The following is a 19,806-nucleotide window of genomic DNA, read 5'->3' as shown; positions in this document are numbered from 1 at the left end:
AAAATACGTTATTCTTTCTGTAGAATTATAGGAAAGGATGGCGTTTTTTTCATTCTAGGGGGCATTTCTTTTTATTAGCTTGATAGCGATGGGGTAGCACCACATGCCCATCAACTTAAGAATTTTATAACGCCCCAAAAACAAAAAAAATGTACATTTTCACCTAAAGATGCCAATTTTCTCGTTTTAAAGTATTTGTTTTTTTGGGGGTTGATGGGCATGGGGGATAACGACGATTCGTTCTTTTTCGGACCACTTGTAAAAAACTTTGAAATGTATGATAAAACAATGACTTTAAGGTAATTAAATTTGAAGTTTTCAAGAAGATTTTCTTTAAATGTATTCCGTCCACTTATTTTCCGGCAATATTTACAGGTGTTCAGTAAACAAATTTTGTTAAATTCATTCCAAAAGTTAACGGAACTCTAATTCTGTTACTTAAAATAATGAGTGGCCCAAAAAATAGTAATCGTTGCCGTGCCCGAATACGGAAAAATGATTATATATTGAGTACCATCTACACAATATTTTCCTTTCGGGCCCTTTTTATTGCTTCTTCGCGGTTGTTGACGCTGAGCTTCGAGTAGAGAGTCGAGCAATAATTGCGGATCGTTCCCTCCGATAAAAATAATTTGGCGGCGATAGACTTATAACGCAGTCCACCTGACAGATGCTCCAGAATCTCCATTTCACGTTTCGTAAGCCCGTACGGGAAGTTTTCCTGACTTGAACCGATCTTCTCCAATTGCTCGCGTTGACTTTTCATCTCTTCGAAAATTCGCGTAGCGACCGATTGATCGATCCAGATTCCTCCGTTATAAATTAGTTTCAAGGCTTCCTTCATCTCTCGCGGATGAATCGACTTCAGCATGTAGCCCTCCGCCCCGTGCTCCAATGCAGTTGCTGCCTGCAAGGAATCCTCAAACGTTGTCATGAACACAACCTTCATATCAGGCCATCGTTGTTTCATCTCAAGTAAAGTTTCAATCCCGCTCATTCCCTGCATACTAATATCCATTAGCACGATATCCGGTTGGGACCGCTCACAATGTTCTAATGCTTCGCCACCGTCACTGGCTGTACCAACTACGTTAAAATCAGTATGCTGATCCAAAATTTGCTTCAAACTGTCGGTAATGATCACCTGGTCGTTAACGAGCAGCAGGCGGATTGTATCATGTGCAGGCTCTGTCTGCAACGGAATATTACATATGACGAAAGTTCCTTGTTCTGGCTCGGAATGCACGGACACCGTGCCGTGAAATAGCTTAAGTCGTTCCTTCATCCCATTAAGTTCAAATCCAAATTGGATTTCTTCCATTCCGATGCCGTTATCTTCGATCTGTAACCTGAGCTGCTGACTCTCGAAATACAACTGAACGGATATCAAGCTCGCCGAACCGTGCCGAACCGCGTTGTTCAGAGACTCTTGAAGGCAACGATATAGACAAAAGTTTATTTTTTGCATAACGAGAGTCTCGCTGCCGATCACACGGAATTTGACCATTATACCTGTTGACTTCATAAAATCTTCGGTAAATTGCCGTAGAGATTCACTTAACGAATGGTTCAATGGAGTATGAGAGAGCTGATGCAGATGTTTTCGGATATCAACCAGACTGTGTTGGGCGATTCCGACAAGCGAATCGATCCTCTCTATCTGTGAATTCGGTACGGACGATCGCAGCGATTCGACGCCGACGATGAGTGAGGTAAGCGTATGGCCAATCGTGTCATGCAGCTCATGTGACAGCCGGCTGCGCTCCTCCATCAGCGTAAGTTCCTCAATCCGCTCAATATGCTGCTCCAACAATAGCTTTTGCTCATGAATAATTAGGGCTTGCTTATGGGACTGAATTAGTATATTAAACGTGAAGCCGATGGCGAATCCAAAACCGTTGCTAACGATAAATTCATACGGGAGACGACCAGCGATCCAACCGTTCAATGCCGGCAATATGATTCCACAGAGGATACCTGTCCATACATAGGTTCTTCGATTGCTGGCCAAGCCGATATTCATCACAAGTAAAACGAAAGACCAAAGTAAATCCGGTGCTGTATAGGCTAAATAAAGATGAAAAACCCCCGCTGCCATGACGTCGACTGCAAGATACCAATCTGCATTTCTACACCAGGCGATTAATGGAACGAGATAAACGACGAAAGCAAAAGAAAATAAGACCCAAAAAGACGCATCGATTAATGACGGTTTGATAAAACTAGCGCTTATGATAATGACCATCCAAAGCGTTCGTATGGCCACAAATATCCAATCATACCAGAACCATTTTTTTATTATAGAGAACACGGATTATGCACACCTACTTGTAGTTTTTAAAATAAATTCTGAATAAATCAAACCTATCATGCACCATAAACTTCTGATCCGTCAAGCGAAAGAGAGGGTAAACAGTTAGAATTTACTGTAACAAGCACGTCACATGAGATATTTGACAGTTTGTCATATGGTATATGTGACAAGTCCAATTTCGAGTGTCAACAAAAGTTTGGCGGTTTCATCACTATCCGATTTAACAATTTTGGGGATAAGGTGAGGATGTAAAGCAACACAACATTCCAAAATAATAGGAGCGATACGTTATGAAATTACTCAAGATTCAAAAAGGAGCTGTACTTGCATTAACAGCTATATCGGCGAGTACACTGGTATTTTCTGCTTATGGGTCTGTAAACCCGGTACAGACTGAAGGCGCGGTACAAGTGGAGACAGAGAAGGAAAAGAAAAGCAAGCATCGGGATGAAGTCAAACACGTCATTGATGAGGTGGTAACCATCAAAGGAGTCCCAAGTGTCATAGCTGGCGGGTTACAGAACGGGAAACGCTGGTCTTACGCTACAGGTACAGCCAGTTATGAAGTACCAAACCCGGTGGAGTCCAATTTTTCATTCCGTATTGGAAGTATTTCAAAGACTTTCACAGCGTCCGTTGTATTACAGTTGGCTGACGAGAAAAAATTGAATCTGGATGATTCGGTTGAAAAATGGCTGCCAGGTGTCATAAAAGGTGAAGGGTATGATGGCAACAAAATTACGATCCATCAGTTATTGAATCATACAAGTGGGCTTGCTAGCTATACAGATTTGGATTTCCGAGATATTACTTTGCCTCAAAATCCATACCGTTACTATTCCGTCGATGAGCTTATCGACCTTGGACTTTCAAAGCCACCTGTATTTGCACCAGGGAAGGGCTGGAATTATTCCAATATGAATACTGTACTAGCCGGTCAAATTATTCAAAAGGTAACAGGAGAAACGTATGCGGAGCAGATCAGGAAACGGTTTATCATACCGCTTGGAATGAAAGGGACATTTGTGATGGGAAATAGTCACGAAATTCCGGGTAAGCATGCCACAGGATATAATATGGATAGATCGGGTCATTTGTATGATTTAACAGAAATGAATCAATCATGGGCAAATGCGGCGGGAGATATAGTCTCAACAGTTAATGATTTGACTACCTTCTTCAGTGCGTTGTTGGGCGGGAAGCTTCTGACTCAAGAGATGATGGACCAGATGCACACAACAGTAGATGGACCTTTTGGTAAAGTCGGACTAGGGATTTATGAATTTAAAACAGCGGACGGGCAATCTTACTGGGGGCATGCCGGAGGTACTTTCGGGTATGAATCGAGAGCCGTCGGATCTCTAGACGGGAAGCATATTCTGGTAACGTGCATCAACTCGGTAGGTCCACAAGTAGCGCCAGCTCACGATAAAATAATCAATAAGGAATTTAGCCATTACGCAAGTCTAAACAGACAGTGAATTATATATGTTTGACCTGCTTGGAAAACGAAAACATACCGATTTATACATGGTTACGAGTGCCGGATTATATCTATCACTCCTCATGGGATTTATACACAAAAGGACCGTCAAGATGTTTTCCTAGCGGTTTTTCTTATGAGATGGATGTATATTGTATTCATAGAAGTTAACATAAAGTCCTATTATGGGTAGAAAGAAAAAGGCGGATCCCTACTCTCACAAGGGAACCTCCTTTTTTTGTTCTACGGATCTATGCATTTTTTTATACATTCCTATCCTGGCGCGGTTTTAGGGTTCTTGTTTGTTACTGGATTAGCCGAAAAACTGTATAAAACCTTGCATGCTCTTAGCATGGTTTTTTTCCGAAATGCTGGCGGTACCCCATCGTCATCAAGCTAAGGTTTTGAAGTACCCCCAAAACCAAAATTCACTTTCTCTACAGGTAGTTACTTTGAGAAGTCAGCTCATTTTTTTCGTTTTGGGGGCGTTTATTTTTCTTAAGTTGATGGGGATGGGTGGAACCCTTTCCTTGTTTAGGCCGGATATCCGCCTGTTGGCGGTGGCCAAGCGCTAAATAATCTGCGAATCAGCACAATTTCTCCTAAATGGTAGGAGTTGTGAGATGCAATATTGCGTAGCACACCGCCCGGGGTTTCACCAGGCCATTCCTCCAATGTTTTGTCCAATTGAACAGTTTGGGCAATCGTGCATGCTTGTTCAATCCCCTAAAGAAAATACTGAATAATCTGTTTCCGTTTGAATAGGTTTTGCTTTTCCATACTAATCACGTCCTTTTTTAGAATACTAGTATCAGTATGTCCAAGTTTCAGAGATTAGTTACATAAGTCATATAGTTTTTGCACCAGAACCATAAAAGTAAGTCTATGACCTATTTTTACACATATCTCGGCTGTTCACTATAAGAGGCCAAGTAAATAGAAGACAAAAAAGCGACCAATTTCAATTAGTTGCTTTTTTGTCTGTATTGTTCCAACCTTCAAACGATAAATACTAGGAGTTACAATCTGTCCAAATATCAAAACCTTTATAATTGTTAACTGAAAAATTTGAATGATATCATTTTTTTATTATTAGCTTAATAGAGATGTGGTGGTATTCCTATTAAATGATTTTAACAGCAGAACTGGATTTGAAATATATTTACCTGAAAAATCAGATAAATAATTATAAATAGAAAGAACATTTAATTATAGATATAGTTTTTCAGTGAGTGAAATATAATTTGTGTTATCAAATATTTACATAGGAGGCAATTATATGAATTAAAATCCCCGCTTAAGTTTTATTAAAAAATAAAATAATAGTTTTTATTCTAGTTGTTATAGAAAGGACGAAGAGAATGTCAATAGTTCAGCGTTATACAACGACTACAAATGGTGCGATGACGTTTACAGGTAATACGCTAGGATTTGGTTCGAATAATCCTAGCTATAATGACATTGGAGCATTCATTACGTTGGATCTTACCCAACAAGTCCCAAGTTATCCAATAGGTAGTACATTGAATTGGAAATTGAATGCTTCTCAAGCAGTTCTGAAATTTCCTGTAGCTAGTGAAGTGCTGTATGCAGAGTTGATTTGGGGAGGTACCTCAAAATTTAATGCAGTGGATGTTACAGGAGATATTAACGTTCCCATTTCCTTAACTAACCCACAAGGTTCAATACAAACAATATCTCCTGATGCGACAACGGCCCAAGTAGTAGTGCATGAAAATCACACATTTTATATTCGTACAGCTGATGTTACTAAACTAATAAAGGCGAGTGGGGCAGGTTCTTATACTGTAAGTGGGGTACCAGCCACAATCCAACGGCCAAGTAAAAGTAATGCAGCAGGATGGACACTTGCTGTTATATATAAAAATCCTTCTTTACCTTCACGAAATATGAACTTATATGTTGGTGTGGCATCTGTTGAAAGAGGGAATGTAGTGGATCAAAAAATTAAAGGTTTTGGGACACCTGAATCCAAGCCGTTTCAGGCAAGAGCTTTATTGACTGCTATCGAAGGCGATAGTTTCATTTCTAAGGACCAATTTTTATTTGGTCCATCCCCAGGCCAATTACAAGCCATTTTTGGACCGAATAACTTAGTGGATAACTTTTTCGCTTCACAGATTAATGATGATGGTGGAAATTTAGATACTAGTGGGACAGCGGGAAATAGTAATGTAACCCCAGGGCAAAAACAGTCTACACAGCGCTATGGCTGGGATATTACGAATGTGGATATTTCAAACGCCATGGAAATCTCACAAACTGAAGCGATTGCTCGGTTCAAAACAGATATGGACGGATTCATCCTTTCTGGATTAGGGATTCAAATTGATGTGAATAGTCCGGAGCTCAAGATAGACAAACAAGTGGATAAAGATATAGCAATAGTCGGAGATGAGTTAACTTACACAATTTTAGTAGAAAATAGTGGACTAGTAGAAGCTCAGAATTCCATTTTTAAAGATATTCTTCCAGATGAGTTAGAATTTGTGCAGAACAGCTTAACTATCGATGGGCAAGCCAAACCCGGAGAAAATCCAGCTAAAGGAGTCAATATCGGATTTGTAAGCATAGAAGGGCCAGTCGAGATCATATTTAAAGTGAAAGTGATTGCAGTCCCTACAGATGGAAAGGTGACTAATACGGGTAAGCTGGATTACGAGTTCCAAAGTGCAGCGGGTTTACCTCTCACATCAGGATCTAGTAGCTCAAATGAAGTAAATACTATCATTAAGCATGTACAAGTCGATCTCGTGAAAAGTGAAGATCGTTCGGTTTACGATAAAAAGGGAGATATTATCACCTACACGCTCGATATTACCAATAATGGAGATACTTCAGTAAATGCAATTTCTATTAAAGATGTCATACCTACAGGAACGGTACTCGTTCCAGGGAGTTTAAAAGTAAATGGTGCACCGGTGCTTGATGATTTAACAACAGGAATTCCTCTTGGTACATTAATTCCTGGCCAAACAGCTGTGATTACATTTCAAGTAGCGTTACAGAGTCCGTTGCCAGTGAAAGTAGATAACCAAGCAGAGGCAATTTATCAATTTCAGCTGAAACCAGGTAGCAATGTGCGTGAGGAAATAGTAACAAGTAACCTAATTACGGCGTGGTTGGAGACCGATTGTCAAAAAGCACAAAATCAGATTTTTGAATCAGTAGCACAACAAGAGCTCGGTTTGATGAAAATCCTTCAAGCAGAAAGTGTAAAAGTACAAGAAGCGGTAAAGGCATTTGAAGAAGAACGAATCTCTGCCCAAGAACTTGCTAGGATTAATCAGAGTGTCGAAAAAGTAGTCCAAAAAGCTACACAGTTGGAGAAATTATTAAAAGATAAATTAGAAATTGCTAAGCAGATTTGTTGTTAGTAGATTAATGAGAAAGAAGCACAAGAATTTATAGCTTTATTTAGATTGAAAAGGGGGAAGAATATGCCATTTATTCATCGTTTCACCCAAACAACCAATGGTGCGATTACATTTACAGGAAATACATTAGGTTATGCAGATGGAAGTACAGATATTGGGGCTTTTTTGACAACAGATAGTTCTAAACAAGTGTCAGGCTATCCAGCTGGAAGTACAATGAACTGGCAAGAAAATTCCTCTTTGGCTATGCTGAGAATCCCTGCAGACAGTGAAATATTGTATGCCGAGTTGATCTGGGGTGGATCGACTAAAGATCAATATACTGATGTTCGTTCAGCTATCAATACTTCGATTACTTTTACTACCCCAGCTGCTACTGTATCCATCGCACCAGATGCCTTCACTGCACGAGAAGAGTCCGTCTTTGGCGGTCAAGTTTTCTATGTTCGCTCTGCGAATGTAACTGAATTTGTACAAAAAGGTGGAGCTGGAACTTATATAGTAGGTGGTATTCCCGGAACGGTAAGAGATTGTACTTTTTTTCTAGCTTCTACCAATACAGTGGGATGGACGTTGGCTGTCGCTTATAAACATCCATTACTTAAAATTCGAAATATGAATATTTATGTTGGGTCTCAAGTGATTTCTATGTCTAATCCTCCAGTGGATGAGTTGATTTATAATTTTAAAACCCCAGAAGGTGGGGATATCCAGGGACGTGTCATGCTTACGGCACTGGAAGGAAACTCTAATCTTCCTGGCGATCGCTTTGAATTTGGTCCCAATCGTTCGTCGCTTTCGGTGATATCTGGTCCGAATAATCCTGGAAATAATTTTTTTGCGTCGCAGATTAACGATGATCTAGGAAATTTAGATACTAGTGGAACTGCTGGAACGCTCAATAAGCCTCTTGGATCAGACGGATTTGGCGTACGATCGGGTTGGGATATCACGAATGTAGATATTTCTCACACGTTGCATCATAGTCAAACCGAGGCAATCGCCCGTATTGCGACGGCGCAAGATACCTATTTGGTGAGTGGATATGGAGTACAGATTGACGCCAATAGCCCAATCGTAAAAATGAATAAGTCGGGGGATAAAAAACAAGCTGTAGTAGGTGAAATAGTAACTTACACTTTGGAAGTAAAAAATGATGGCTATGTAGATGCGACTAATGTGATTCTTCAGGACTACTTAGATCCAGAACTTGAATATTTACCAGATAGTTTACGAATCAGAGGTGCGGCATGGCCAGGACAAGATATTGCTAAGGGTGTGAACATTGGTACTTTGGCTGTAGGAGAAACAGTCCTCATCACGTATCAAGCGAAAATCATGAAAGAGCCTGATGATAAAGTGGTGCATAATCAAGCATCGATGATCTTTGATTTTCAGAGTAGACCAGATTTACCTATTTCGACAGCGACGAGTATTAGTAACAAACCTGGGATTGAAGTGATTGAGCCACCTACCTGTGAAGAAGGGAAAAATCAGATTATCCAAACGATTGCTGAGGCGGAACAAAGCATTGCTAGGATTATGCGGGCAGAAGCAGAAAAAATTGAAGTAGCTGCTCGTGCGTTTGGAGATAAGAAAATAGGAGTCCAAGATCTCATCGCTGTCAATGAAAGTGTGGAGGATATGTTAGACAGCCTAATCGTACTAGAATCAGTGCTTAAAGATAAACTCGCTGTTACCCAAGAAATTTGTGATTTTTGCTCATAACATCCATATATAATTTGATTCGATGATGGAAAGGGTGATGAAATATGTCTCAAAGTCGGGGGTATGTAAATATGAAAACTGAGGCGAATAGATTAATGGAGGATAGTCTGAAGATGGAAATAAATAAAAAAGTAAACAAAAATGAGGCAAAAGTAAAAGATATTTTGACTTATACCGTTCTTGTAACAAATATGGATCCGGTTGACGCACAAAACACTATCTTGAAAGATATCCTTCCAAAAGAGTTGAAGTTTGTTCCAGGTAGTGTTTTTGTGGATGGTGTGCCTCAACCTTGTGTGAGTGTAAATAATGGGATTAAGCTAGGAATGGTAGGAACAGGAGAACTGATTGAAGTGACATTTCAAGCGAAAGTAATCAATATTCCTCCAGATGAGCTAGTGAAAAATAAAGCCACCTTAAATTATGAATTTGAAAGTGCTTCTGGAACGCCTATCAAAAAAGGAGAAGCGGCCAGTAATATAACAGAGACAAAAGTGATTGTGCGTCCTCCTACTAACTGTGAGAACAATCAAAGTACCATTGAATTTTCAATTAAACAGGAAGAGAAGGCCATTCAGGAGTTACTGGATGCAGAAGCAGAAAAAATAAAGACGGCAAATCAAGCCTTTAATAGTGGCAGGATTACAAAAAATGAACAGAATTTGATTATTCAGAGTGAAAATAGTGTTTCTCAAACATTATCTACATTGAAACAAGAACTACAGAACAAGAGAAATACGATTCAGGATTTATGTAGTGGTTGTAAGTAGAGAAGAAGAGGATGTCTTACTTTCCCTCAGATGCTTTTGAAAAATAGGGAATCTGATTCATCACTAATAAGGTATGAATTACAGAAAAGAAAGGGAGAGGCACATGTCTAATTTTCCGAAAGTGAGTATAGAAAAGGAAGTAGACAAAATTGATGCGGTGGTAGGAGATATTCTAACATATACGTTTACCATTTCCAATGATAGTCTAATTGATGTTACTAATTGTCATTTTAAGGATTTTCTATCAGAAGAGGTGCAGTTTGTCCCGAATAGTGTGGAAATTGACGGTGAATCAAAACCTGGTGAAGATCCAACGAAAACGATTGTACTTGATAGACTATCCATTGAAGGGCCTATCATCATTACATTTAAAGTTGAAGTGATTAAACCTCATTCTAGTGGAGTGATTAGGAATAAAGCTTACATGGGTTCTCAGTATTCAGGTGGTTATGTAGATGCGGTCAGTAACGAAGTACAAACCAATGTGCCAGCAGGACGAACAACCTGTGAATGGTCACGTGACTTAATCATTCATTCCATCGCACAAGAGGAAAAAGGCCTAGCCACGATTCTTTACATGGAAGGCGAAAAGATTCAAGCAGCAATTAATTCATTTCGAGGTGGCCAGATTAAAGTGACGGATTTGCTAGCAATTAACAAGAGTGCAAAGAAAGCAGTTCAGCAAATTGCTAATCTGGAAAAAGAGTTGAAGAAAAAGTTAGATCAAGTTAAAGACCTATGTTGTGGTTGTAAGTAGGGATAGGAATAGATAAATAGAGAAAGGGTGAGAATCATGGCGTTTATTCAGCGATATTCAACCACGACTAACGGAGCGGTTACTTTTACTGGCAACACACTGGGTCTAAGTAATACCAATATCAGTTATACAGATATTGGTGCATTTATCACATTAGATTTGTCTAAGCAGGTACCAGGATATCCTGCAGGTACCACACTGGATTGGAAAGAAAATGCTTCTGCTGCACAGCTTCGCTTACCAACGGGAAGCATAGTATTATATGCAGAGTTAATTTGGGGTGGATCAACAAAAACGAGTACCGAGGATGTGACGAGTGAAATAGATCGGGCCATAACGTTAATCTCGCCAAAAGGGAGTACCCTCATTACGCCAGATCCGACTACGAGTCAGCAAGTAGCTCAGGCGAACCAAATATTTTATGTTCGCTCTGCCAATGTTACTAGTTTTATAGATGCAGGTGGGGCTGGTAATTATACTGTCAGTGGTGTACCAGCGACAGTACAAAGATATAAAGGGAACAACGTGGGGGGATGGACTTTATCTGTGGTTTATAAAGATCCTACACTGCCTCTTCGAAATATGAACATTCATGTCGGAACAGCATCGATTGAGAAAACGGGATCAGTAAGCCAGAAAATTTCTGGCTTCTCTACGCCTGAACTTGGTGATGTCAAAGCAAGATTGTTGCTAACCGCAATGGAAGGAGATTCAAAGATTCCAGGAGATCAGTTACTTTTTGGAAAAGATGCTTCTTCTTTAAAGCCCATCTCAGGTCCCAATAATCCGATTGACAACTTCTTTGCTTCACAAATTAATGATGATGCAGGGAATCTAGATACGAGTGGTACCTATGGGAATGTAAATGTCACACCAGGAAGTGCCGGACCAGCAGTTCGTTATAATTGGGATATTACCAATGTGGACGCTTCTACAGCTATGGAGAACTCACAAACGGAGGCATTAGTTCAACTGACTTCGAAATCAGATGGTTATATCGTGACAGGTCTGGGTGTTCAAATTGATGTGAATAGTCCAGAAATTAAAATTAATAAAGAAGTAGATAAAGAAGCAGCTATCGTGGGTGAAATCCTTACTTACACTCTATTAATTGAAAACAGTGGAATGACCGAAGCACAAAAAACTATTTTAAAAGATACTCTTCCACCAGAATTAAAGTTTGTTCAAGGCAGCTTACAAGTCGATGGCGTTCCTATACCTGGTGGAGATCCGACAAAAGGAGTAGACATTGGTTCCATATCTATCGAAGGACCGACGGAAGTTACCTTTCAAGCCTTAGTATTAAAAGTGCCACCAGACAATAGAGCGGTGAATAAAGCTACTGTCGTGTATGATTTCCAAAGTGCCCCAGGCTTACCGGTCTCTTCAGGTACAGCAGATAGTAATGAAGCCATTACGGTCATTCGAAAAGTAGAGGTAGAGGTAGTGAAACGGCAAGACATGTCAGTTTATGTCAAGGCAGGTAACATTATAACCTATACCATTGAAGTTGCTAATACAGGTGATACACAACTGACCGATGTCGTAATTGAGGATCAAATTCCAAATGGAACGAAGTTGGTTCCAGGCAGTTTACAGATAGATGGGCGCCCTCTCTCAGGCAATATAGAAAGTGGCGTGAATATTGGTACGGTAGAGCCCGGGACGACGACAAGAGTCACCTTCCAAGTGTTGATTGATAACCCAGTGCCTAAGAAAGTGACAAACAAAGCAAAAGTTGATTATAAATATAAGCTTATTCCTGATGGACAAATTTATCGTAAAGTAGAAATGACGAATGAAGTGACAGCTATTCACGAAAGCAATTGTAAAGAAGCACAGAAGAAAATCGTGACAGGTATTGGAGAAGCTGAGTTAGCGGCTGCAGGAGTAATCGTAGCAGAAAAATTAAAAATACAAGATGCAATTCGGGCCTTCAACGAAGGGAAGCAGAGTGCAGAAGAATTACTCAATGAGAATGAACAGTTGACCCACAAACTAACAAAAATAATTTTAGACGAAAAATTGCAACAAGATACATTGCAAAAAGCAAAAATACTTTGTTGCGATGGTATTGAAGGGATTGACTACAGTGGTGTCTATATCATCAAAAATAAAGGAAGTCAAAAAGTATTAGATATATCTAGCGCCTCAATGGATAATGGTGTAAACGTCCAACAATGGGATTATAACGGCGGAGATCATCAAAAATGGGAACTAGAGAAGATGGCAGATGGGTATTATAAAATCAAAGCAGTTCATAGTGGGAAATTGCTTACTGTGTCCGGAGCTTCAAACAGTGATGGTGCGAATGTAGAACAATGGGAAGACATTGGTGGAGATAATCAAAAATGGAAAATCGAAAAAAATTCGGATGGAACGCTTAAATTGATAGCTAAGCATAGCGGCCAATTACTTGATCTGAAGAGTAGTATACAAAACAATGGTGCTAATATTCAACAATGGCCAGACAATGGTACAGATGCTCAATGTTGGGAATTGACAAAATTAAAATAATACTTTTTATAAAATAAAGTATGTGTTTCGATATAGTAGCACAAAGTAGAAGTATTTGCTTTTAATAAAAACGGTAGAATAAACTTTAAAAAGAAAAGACATGAGTCATTGAGAAGTATAGACTCATGTCTTTTTTGTGTTATGGTGTAAAAAATTATTTAATAGAAGAAATCGAAAATACATTTGATGAGGTAATCTTTTTAACGAATTCCCCGAAATAATTCTCCTTCCTCAAGCGTGTGAAGAGCGTAGCACAACGGTAGGTGGGAGATGAATTTCGGTTTGGCATAGCTAAAAGCTTTTGATAAACTAGCTATATGAAGTTCTTTGATAACTTGATATATGAGGTTGCAGGAAGAAAATTGAGTGCGAAAACCAAGCCATTCGGTTCCTGCGTAAAATATCAACCGTACCAAAAGAGCGTCCAAGCGTTGGACATCTAGGGATGGAACACCCCGAAGTAACGCTCAGGGAGACGAAAGGTTGCTTTCATCGTGGAACTGAGAAGCTCCCACTTCAAGCTTTGCTAAGTGGCGAGTAGTTCACGATACTCACCTTGTAAACCCTCTCATCTTTTATCTGTTAAGAAAGTTTGTAACAGAACCTAAAAATAAATATGAAAATTTGTGTTAATTTATTAACTTTAATATGATTTTTCGCTTCAATTATAGTATTAGCAATATGATTTTACTATGTTTATAGAGTATATATAAAAATTTAAGATGATAAACTATCTTATAAAAGGCTATTACCTAATCATTTGTCTGAAAATTGCAAAAAGGTGTGTAGATAGATATTATTGTAAATACATATATAATTCATTTTAATTTTCTGACATTAATTATCGGTATTCTTATAATAATCTTTGGCGTATATTGTGATAAATACAATGTACGGTGTCAGTATTTAAAAGGTTATATATCATAACTTAAAGGGGGAAGAAAACTATGAAAATGAAGAGTAAGATGATCATGACAACAGCGCTTGCAGCTACTTTAGCTACAGGTGCATTACCTACTACATCGGTATTTGCTGCAGAAAAAGAAGCACCTATTCAACAAAAAGAGTCACAAATTAGTATTCAACCGTTTGCACAGAATAATTTGGAAACAGCTGTTAATGCTGCTTTACATGGTCCCGAAGTCAAAAAAATCAAAGTATTCGAGCACGAATTTAATGTAAAACCAATTGAAGTTGTAAATTTAGCTGGCGGTAAAAAATATGTTAAGGGACAAATTTCTCATCATTTAAGTTTTCGTCCAGATGATCAATTTTATTATGAGTTTACAGTACAAGATGGAAAGGTGATAGATAAGCCTGTATTTAATATTGATAGGGGTGGTTTTACACCATTTGTGGCTCCGCTTTTATCAATTCTTGCTGCGTATAATGGAATCCCAGTTAATCCAAACGATTTAAACTCACTTGGTCAACAGATGGGAAAAGTTATAGATGGAAGCTGGGAACAAGCAGCACAATCTATTGCCACTGTAGTTAGTTTAACTTTTAATGAGTAGAAATTGAAGGGGAAATAAGTTTTTGTTTAGTTTTGCAGAAGCCCATTTTTCGTAAGTATACTTGTTATAAAAAGCTTTTAAATAAATATAAACCATGTATTAACACACCTGTTATATTTTCTTAATTTGTTAACCATCTTGTCTATCATTATATGTCACAAAATAGGAGTCTTGTTTAAGACTTCTGTTTTGTTTGTATAAAAAATGAGTGGCTTCGATTCTTTTTAAGATCCGTGAAGTATGATGAAGAATGGTGTCTTTACATGTCTATGGTTCGGCTCTATGAAATTTGTATATGCATGAATCTGATGGTTGTTGGATGAACCGCTATGGCCCTTCAAAATTTCAAGTAACAGACCGCTATCAAAAAATATTTTTAAGCAGAAAATCTCATTATTCTGGGAAAAGAAGCAATGTATATTGTAAAAAAACGTACCTTATTTTATGAGACGAATCTATTAAAAATTAGGAGAGATATAATGAAGAAAATAAAAATGAAAAACATCTTAAAAAGTGGAATCCTTACTTGTTTTACACTTGCAAGTTTATGTACGACTTCTACAGTATTTGCTGATAGTCATCCAGGTTATTCCTATGAATCCAATATAGGCTATCAAAATCCAACATGGATGTCAAAACTAGAAGATACAAAAAGAATAAGCGAAGTATCTATCCCGGGGACTCATGGTTCAATGGCTTTACATGGGGCAAGTTTTATTGATGAAAATTTGACAAGAAATCAAACAATGACCCTATCTCAACAATTCAATGCAGGAATTCGTTATGTAGACATGCGTGTTAAACGTGTAAAAGATTCTTTTGCGATGCACCATGGAATTGTAAATCAAAAAGCAATGTTTGAAGATGTATTAAAAGAGACAATTCAATTTCTAAGAGATAATCCTAAAGAAACTATTTTAATGCGTTTAAAGGAAGATACTGATCCTGAAAGTGGCTCGCTATCATTCGAGGAAATATTTAAAAATTATAAAGACCGTAATGCTTCCTATTTTTGGGATCCGAATTCTGTACCATCCTCAGAAAAAAATAATCCTAAGTTAGGAGATGTTCGAGGGAAAATTGTAATATTACAAAATTTCTCGTCATCTCAAGAATATGGTATTAATTATGAATCTTTGAATACCCAAGATAAGTTTGAAGTTGGCACTGGACCAGACGGAATGTATGAAAAATGGAATGCGGTGAAAACCCATCTTCTAAATGCAAATAATAACTTTAACAATGGTAAGATCTATCTCAACCATTTTAGTGGCACGGGTGGTGCAGCAGCATTATTGAATAATTGTTACCCTTGGTTTGTCGCAAGCGGAAAAGAGAGCAGAAATACTAATAGTAATCCAAAACTGATTCAAAAAAATGTAACAAATGAATGGAGAGATTTCCCTCGAGACATAAATGGACAAGTATTTTATGGGGGAATGAATACACTTGGAACTGATTTCATACAACAAGGTGGTATTAAGCATTCTGGTATTATTGCTGTTGATTTTCCTGGACCAGGTTTAATAGATAGTATTATCAGATTAAATGGGATAGACTCAAGTGAAAAAGAAATATTAATTTCCCAAATTTCTTCTGAATCGAAGCCATTATCTGGACAAAAAAATCGATCAAGTCAAAACTTTAGCATTAATAATTTACCTACAGGAACAAAGGGGTTAAAATGGGTTATCGAGCCTACAGAAAAAGATAATGCATCTACTATTTCCTTCAATGTTATGATCGATGTTTCTCTGGGGACGGATTCTGTTCGTTGGGGAAACATTTCGAATGGATCTAAGACTGAAGCATATACAAATTCTAAATACTATATTGCAAACCCAAGTGGCGCAACTAGCAAATTTACAGTGAAAATATACGCTATTAAAAATTAAGGTTTTATTGTAAAGTTTTTTAATAAGGGTAAGGTTCTTTGAACTACTCACCACTTAACATCCTCGCGGACTGTTTGAAGCGGTGAGTAGTTCAAATCAAAGCATAGTGAAGTATTGCTAGCTATGATTCGTATTCAATTTATGCTACGAACCTTATGGTCAACATGTACTGTCAAACTAGTTAAAAAAACAGGAAATAATATGTAATTATAAAAACTTATTGAAAACGCTAACATAGTTGGCTATAATCAGGGTATAAAACTTCAAATGGATTGTGACTGTTCGGCAGGCAAAACCTAAATTATGGTGAAACCAGATTTTGAAATACTGGATTCTAATTAATTTAGGTTTTTTTATACTCTAAAGTATGTAGCTGCTGCTGAGCAATCAATATCTAAAAACCTAATAAGGTGATGATATATGCTCATAAAAAAAGTTTTTAATAATAATGTTGCTTTGGTAAACCGAACTGGAACAGAAATGATTGTCATGGGTAAAGGAATTGCTTTTCAAAAAAAAGTAGGTGAATATATTGATGAATCCATAGTGGATAAAGTATTTGTGCTAGAGAAGGAAAGTCAAGTATCGAATAAATTATTACAATTAATTAATGAGATTCCTACGGAACACTTCGAGCTTACTACCCAAATTGTGGAATATATAAAGAAACAAATTTCTAACTCAATTAGTGATAATATTTATCTTACCTTAACTGATCATATTAACTTCGCAATTAATCGATTTCAACAAGGTCAAATTATTAGGAATCCTTTATTTTGGGAAATAAAAAAGTTTTATCCAGAAGAGTATAATGTTAGTTTAACAGCTCTTACAATAATTAAAGAACATACTGGATTTGAACTACCAGAAGAAGAAGCTGGTTCCATTGCCTTGCATGTAATTAATGCACAACAAGATAATATAGTAATGGAAGAAACCATTATGGTAACAAAAATAGTAGGAGAAATTTTAAAAATTGTAAACTACTATTTTGGAATCAAATTAGATGAAAAATCTCTGAACTATAATCGTTTTGTTACACATTTAAGGTATTTTGCTTATCGTCTCTCTCGTAATGAACAAATAGTAGAAGAAGATAGCTTATTATTTCAACAAGTTAAGGAAAGTTATCCGGAAGCTTACGGTTGTGCAAAGAAGATAATGGCACTTTTAAAATCTAACTACAATCAAAAACTTACAAAAAATGAGATTACTTATTTTGTTATTCATATAAACCGTGTTACTCAAAGAAAATAAAATTAAAATGATTAATTTACAGGATTGTGACTGTTTGGCAGGCAAAACCTGAGTTGAAGCTTATGTATATACATAATTTCAACTCAGGTTTTTTATATTTCTGATGCTACATTTTATAGCATTGATCCTTATCTAATCAAAAACCAAGAAATTCTCTTAGAAGAAACCTTTTGTTTCTCCAATTTCCTCTTTTTGTGTCCAAGGGGTTAAGCTTTTGAGTACAAATCTCTAAGGAAATTCAGGCTATCTTGATATATATAATAATTTTTAATAATAAAGGAGTGTGTAGAATGAAATATGAAAAATTATCAAAAAAGATTATACAAGGAATCGGAGGAAAGGAGAATGTCAAAAGCGTTGTCCATTGCGCTACGCGTCTTCGCTTCCAACTAAATAATAAAACGCTTTTAGACAAAGAAAAGTTAGAACATTTAGAAGGGGTACTTAGTGTTGTTGAGAGTACAGGACAAATTCAAATTGTAATTGGTTCAAATGTTGCAGATGTGTACAATGATTTAGTTCAAGTAGGAAACTTTAATAGTGGATCTGTTCAATCAAATAATCAACCAAAAGAAAAGGTAAAGCTCACAGCAATGATTTTCGAATTAATCTCTGGTACGTTTACACCGCTCTTAGCACCACTTGCTGGAGCTGGGATGTTAAAGGCGATATTAGCAGTATTAGTTATGTTTGGTGTTCTTTCTGAAAAAAGTGGTACGTATGGAATCCTAGCAGCAGCAGGAAATGCTATTTTATACTTTTTACCTGTTATGATTGGTATTACTCTTGCTATTAAACTTGGTGCTAATGGATATATGGGTGGAATTATTGGAGCTTCATTATTAGAACCGAATTTTACTAGTCTAATGAGCAATGGAGATACAACTTCATTCTTGGGAATTCCTGTCCTATTAATGGATTATTCTTCAAGTATCGTTCCATCCTTTATTGCTGTACTTATTTATGCACAATTGGAGAAGTTCCTAAAAAAAGTTATCCATAAAGATTTACAATTATTTCTTTCTCCAATGATTTCATTGATTATTATAGTTCCATTAACAGTACTAGCGTTTGGGCCATTCGGAATTTATGTAGGAAAAATGATTACCTCTAGTATTAACTTTTTAAGCGAACACAGTGGATTACTGACTGGTGCTGTGATTGGAGGTACAATGATTATTTTAGTTGTCTTTGGACTTCATTGGGCACTCATTCCAATGAGTATCGAAAACTTAACGAATGGTGGAGATCCAATAGATCCAATGTGGGCAGCAAGTACATTTGCACAAATGGGAATCGCTTTAGGGATTTTCCTGAAAACGAAAGACAAAAAACTAAAATCTCTAGCAGGATCTACTACAATTACTGGTTTACTTTCAGGTGTAACAGAACCAATTATTTATGGCTTAATTTTAACTCATAAACGTACCCTAGCTTACGTCATTATTGTTGGTGCTATCGGAGGCGCATTTATTGGGTCATTTAAAGCCGAAGCGAAAGCGTTTATGCTGCATAGTATTTTTACACTAGGTGGTTCTACCACTCCATGGTTACCTTATTTTTTAATGATCTTACTTACAGTTGGTGGAGCTACACTGCTTACTTATTTCTTTGGATATGAAGATAAACCTTCAAAACAGAAGGGAAAGATGGAAGGGGAACCTAAGCAGCTGAGTAATCCTAATAACACGAAAAAAGTATTAAACAAACAAATAATTAACAGTCCATTATCTGGACAAGTCATCCCATTATCACAAGTAAACGATCAAGTATTTTCATCCGAAGCAATGGGTAAAGGTATAGCCATTGATCCTAATAAGGGTGAGGTGATTTCCCCAGTAAACGGGACTGTGACTACTATGTTTCCAACTGGACATGCAGTGGGAATTACCTCAGATGATGGAATCGAGATTTTAATTCATGTAGGAATTGATACAGTTCAATTAGATGGAAAGTATTACACTAAGCTTGTAGAAACAGGAGATTCAGTGTCGATGGGGCAATCTTTAATTCAATTTGAAATCGATAAAATTAAAGAAGCTGGATATGAAACAACGACACCTATTATTGTGACAAATAGCAATCAATTTCTAGATATTATTCAAACGACGAATCAATCCGTCTCAACTAATGCTAATTTATTAACAATAGTTAAATAGGGGGTATTAAA

11 protein-coding genes and 1 pseudogene are annotated in these 19,806 nt (G+C 37.3%); 10 read left to right on the top strand and 2 right to left on the bottom strand.

What is annotated here, in order from left to right:
* Positions 1-517: 517 nt before the first annotated feature.
* A complete protein-coding gene (locus MR155_RS27795) occupies positions 518-2,311 on the bottom strand; it encodes a helix-turn-helix transcriptional regulator (RefSeq protein WP_078205500.1) in 1,794 nt (597 codons plus the stop codon).
* Between the two features lie 293 nt (positions 2,312-2,604).
* Between MR155_RS27795 and MR155_RS27790 the strand changes: the two genes are divergently transcribed.
* Positions 2,605-3,795, top strand: a complete 1,191-nt coding sequence (locus MR155_RS27790; RefSeq protein ID WP_242311646.1) for a serine hydrolase domain-containing protein — start codon at positions 2,605-2,607, stop codon at positions 3,793-3,795.
* A gap of 536 nt (positions 3,796-4,331) precedes the next feature.
* Here MR155_RS27790 and MR155_RS27785 read toward each other — a convergent pair.
* Positions 4,332-4,550 (bottom strand): annotated as a pseudogene (locus MR155_RS27785) (DinB family protein); the annotation flags it as partial.
* A 608-nt stretch (positions 4,551-5,158) separates the two neighbouring features.
* On the opposite strand from MR155_RS27785, the gene MR155_RS27780 reads away from it, so the two are divergent.
* From MR155_RS27780 to MR155_RS27740, 9 genes are all read left to right on the top strand, one after another.
* The gene (locus MR155_RS27780) at positions 5,159-7,195 is read left to right on the top strand and encodes a DUF11 domain-containing protein (protein ID WP_201038262.1); all 2,037 of its coding nucleotides are present in this window, start codon (positions 5,159-5,161) and stop codon (positions 7,193-7,195) included.
* Between the two features lie 63 nt (positions 7,196-7,258).
* Positions 7,259-8,923 carry an alpha-helical endospore appendage domain-containing protein gene (locus MR155_RS27775; protein WP_002193452.1) on the top strand — a complete coding sequence of 555 codons (1,665 nt, stop codon included), beginning with the start codon at positions 7,259-7,261 and terminating at the stop codon, positions 8,921-8,923.
* 44 nt (positions 8,924-8,967) lie between these two features.
* Positions 8,968-9,693 (top strand): DUF11 domain-containing protein, encoded by a 726-nt coding sequence (locus tag MR155_RS27770; protein ID WP_313897567.1) that lies wholly within the window; start codon positions 8,968-8,970, stop codon positions 9,691-9,693.
* A 103-nt stretch (positions 9,694-9,796) separates the two neighbouring features.
* A complete protein-coding gene (locus MR155_RS27765; protein WP_078205712.1) occupies positions 9,797-10,450 on the top strand; it encodes a DUF11 domain-containing protein in 654 nt (217 codons plus the stop codon).
* Positions 10,451-10,486: 36 nt separating this feature from the next.
* Positions 10,487-12,967 (top strand): RICIN domain-containing protein, encoded by a 2,481-nt coding sequence (locus MR155_RS27760; protein ID WP_242311642.1) that lies wholly within the window; start codon positions 10,487-10,489, stop codon positions 12,965-12,967.
* 947 nt (positions 12,968-13,914) lie between these two features.
* A complete protein-coding gene (locus MR155_RS27755) occupies positions 13,915-14,484 on the top strand; it encodes a hypothetical protein (RefSeq protein ID WP_002069635.1) in 570 nt (189 codons plus the stop codon).
* A 479-nt stretch (positions 14,485-14,963) separates the two neighbouring features.
* Positions 14,964-16,379 (top strand): phosphatidylinositol-specific phospholipase C, encoded by a 1,416-nt coding sequence (locus tag MR155_RS27750; protein ID WP_242311640.1) that lies wholly within the window; start codon positions 14,964-14,966, stop codon positions 16,377-16,379.
* A gap of 420 nt (positions 16,380-16,799) precedes the next feature.
* Positions 16,800-17,636 (top strand): BglG family transcription antiterminator LicT, encoded by an 837-nt coding sequence (gene licT, locus MR155_RS27745; protein WP_033707505.1) that lies wholly within the window; start codon positions 16,800-16,802, stop codon positions 17,634-17,636.
* 290 nt (positions 17,637-17,926) lie between these two features.
* Positions 17,927-19,795 carry a beta-glucoside-specific PTS transporter subunit IIABC gene (locus MR155_RS27740; protein WP_078205716.1) on the top strand — a complete coding sequence of 623 codons (1,869 nt, stop codon included), beginning with the start codon at positions 17,927-17,929 and terminating at the stop codon, positions 19,793-19,795.
* Positions 19,796-19,806 lie beyond the last annotated feature (11 nt).

The sequence above is a fragment of the Bacillus cereus group sp. BfR-BA-01331 genome (assembly GCF_022663915.1).
GTDB lineage: Bacteria > Bacillota > Bacilli > Bacillales > Bacillaceae_G > Bacillus_A > Bacillus_A mycoides.
The sequence above is the reverse complement of the archived record's forward strand: the minus strand, read 5'-3'. Positions and strand labels throughout refer to the sequence as shown.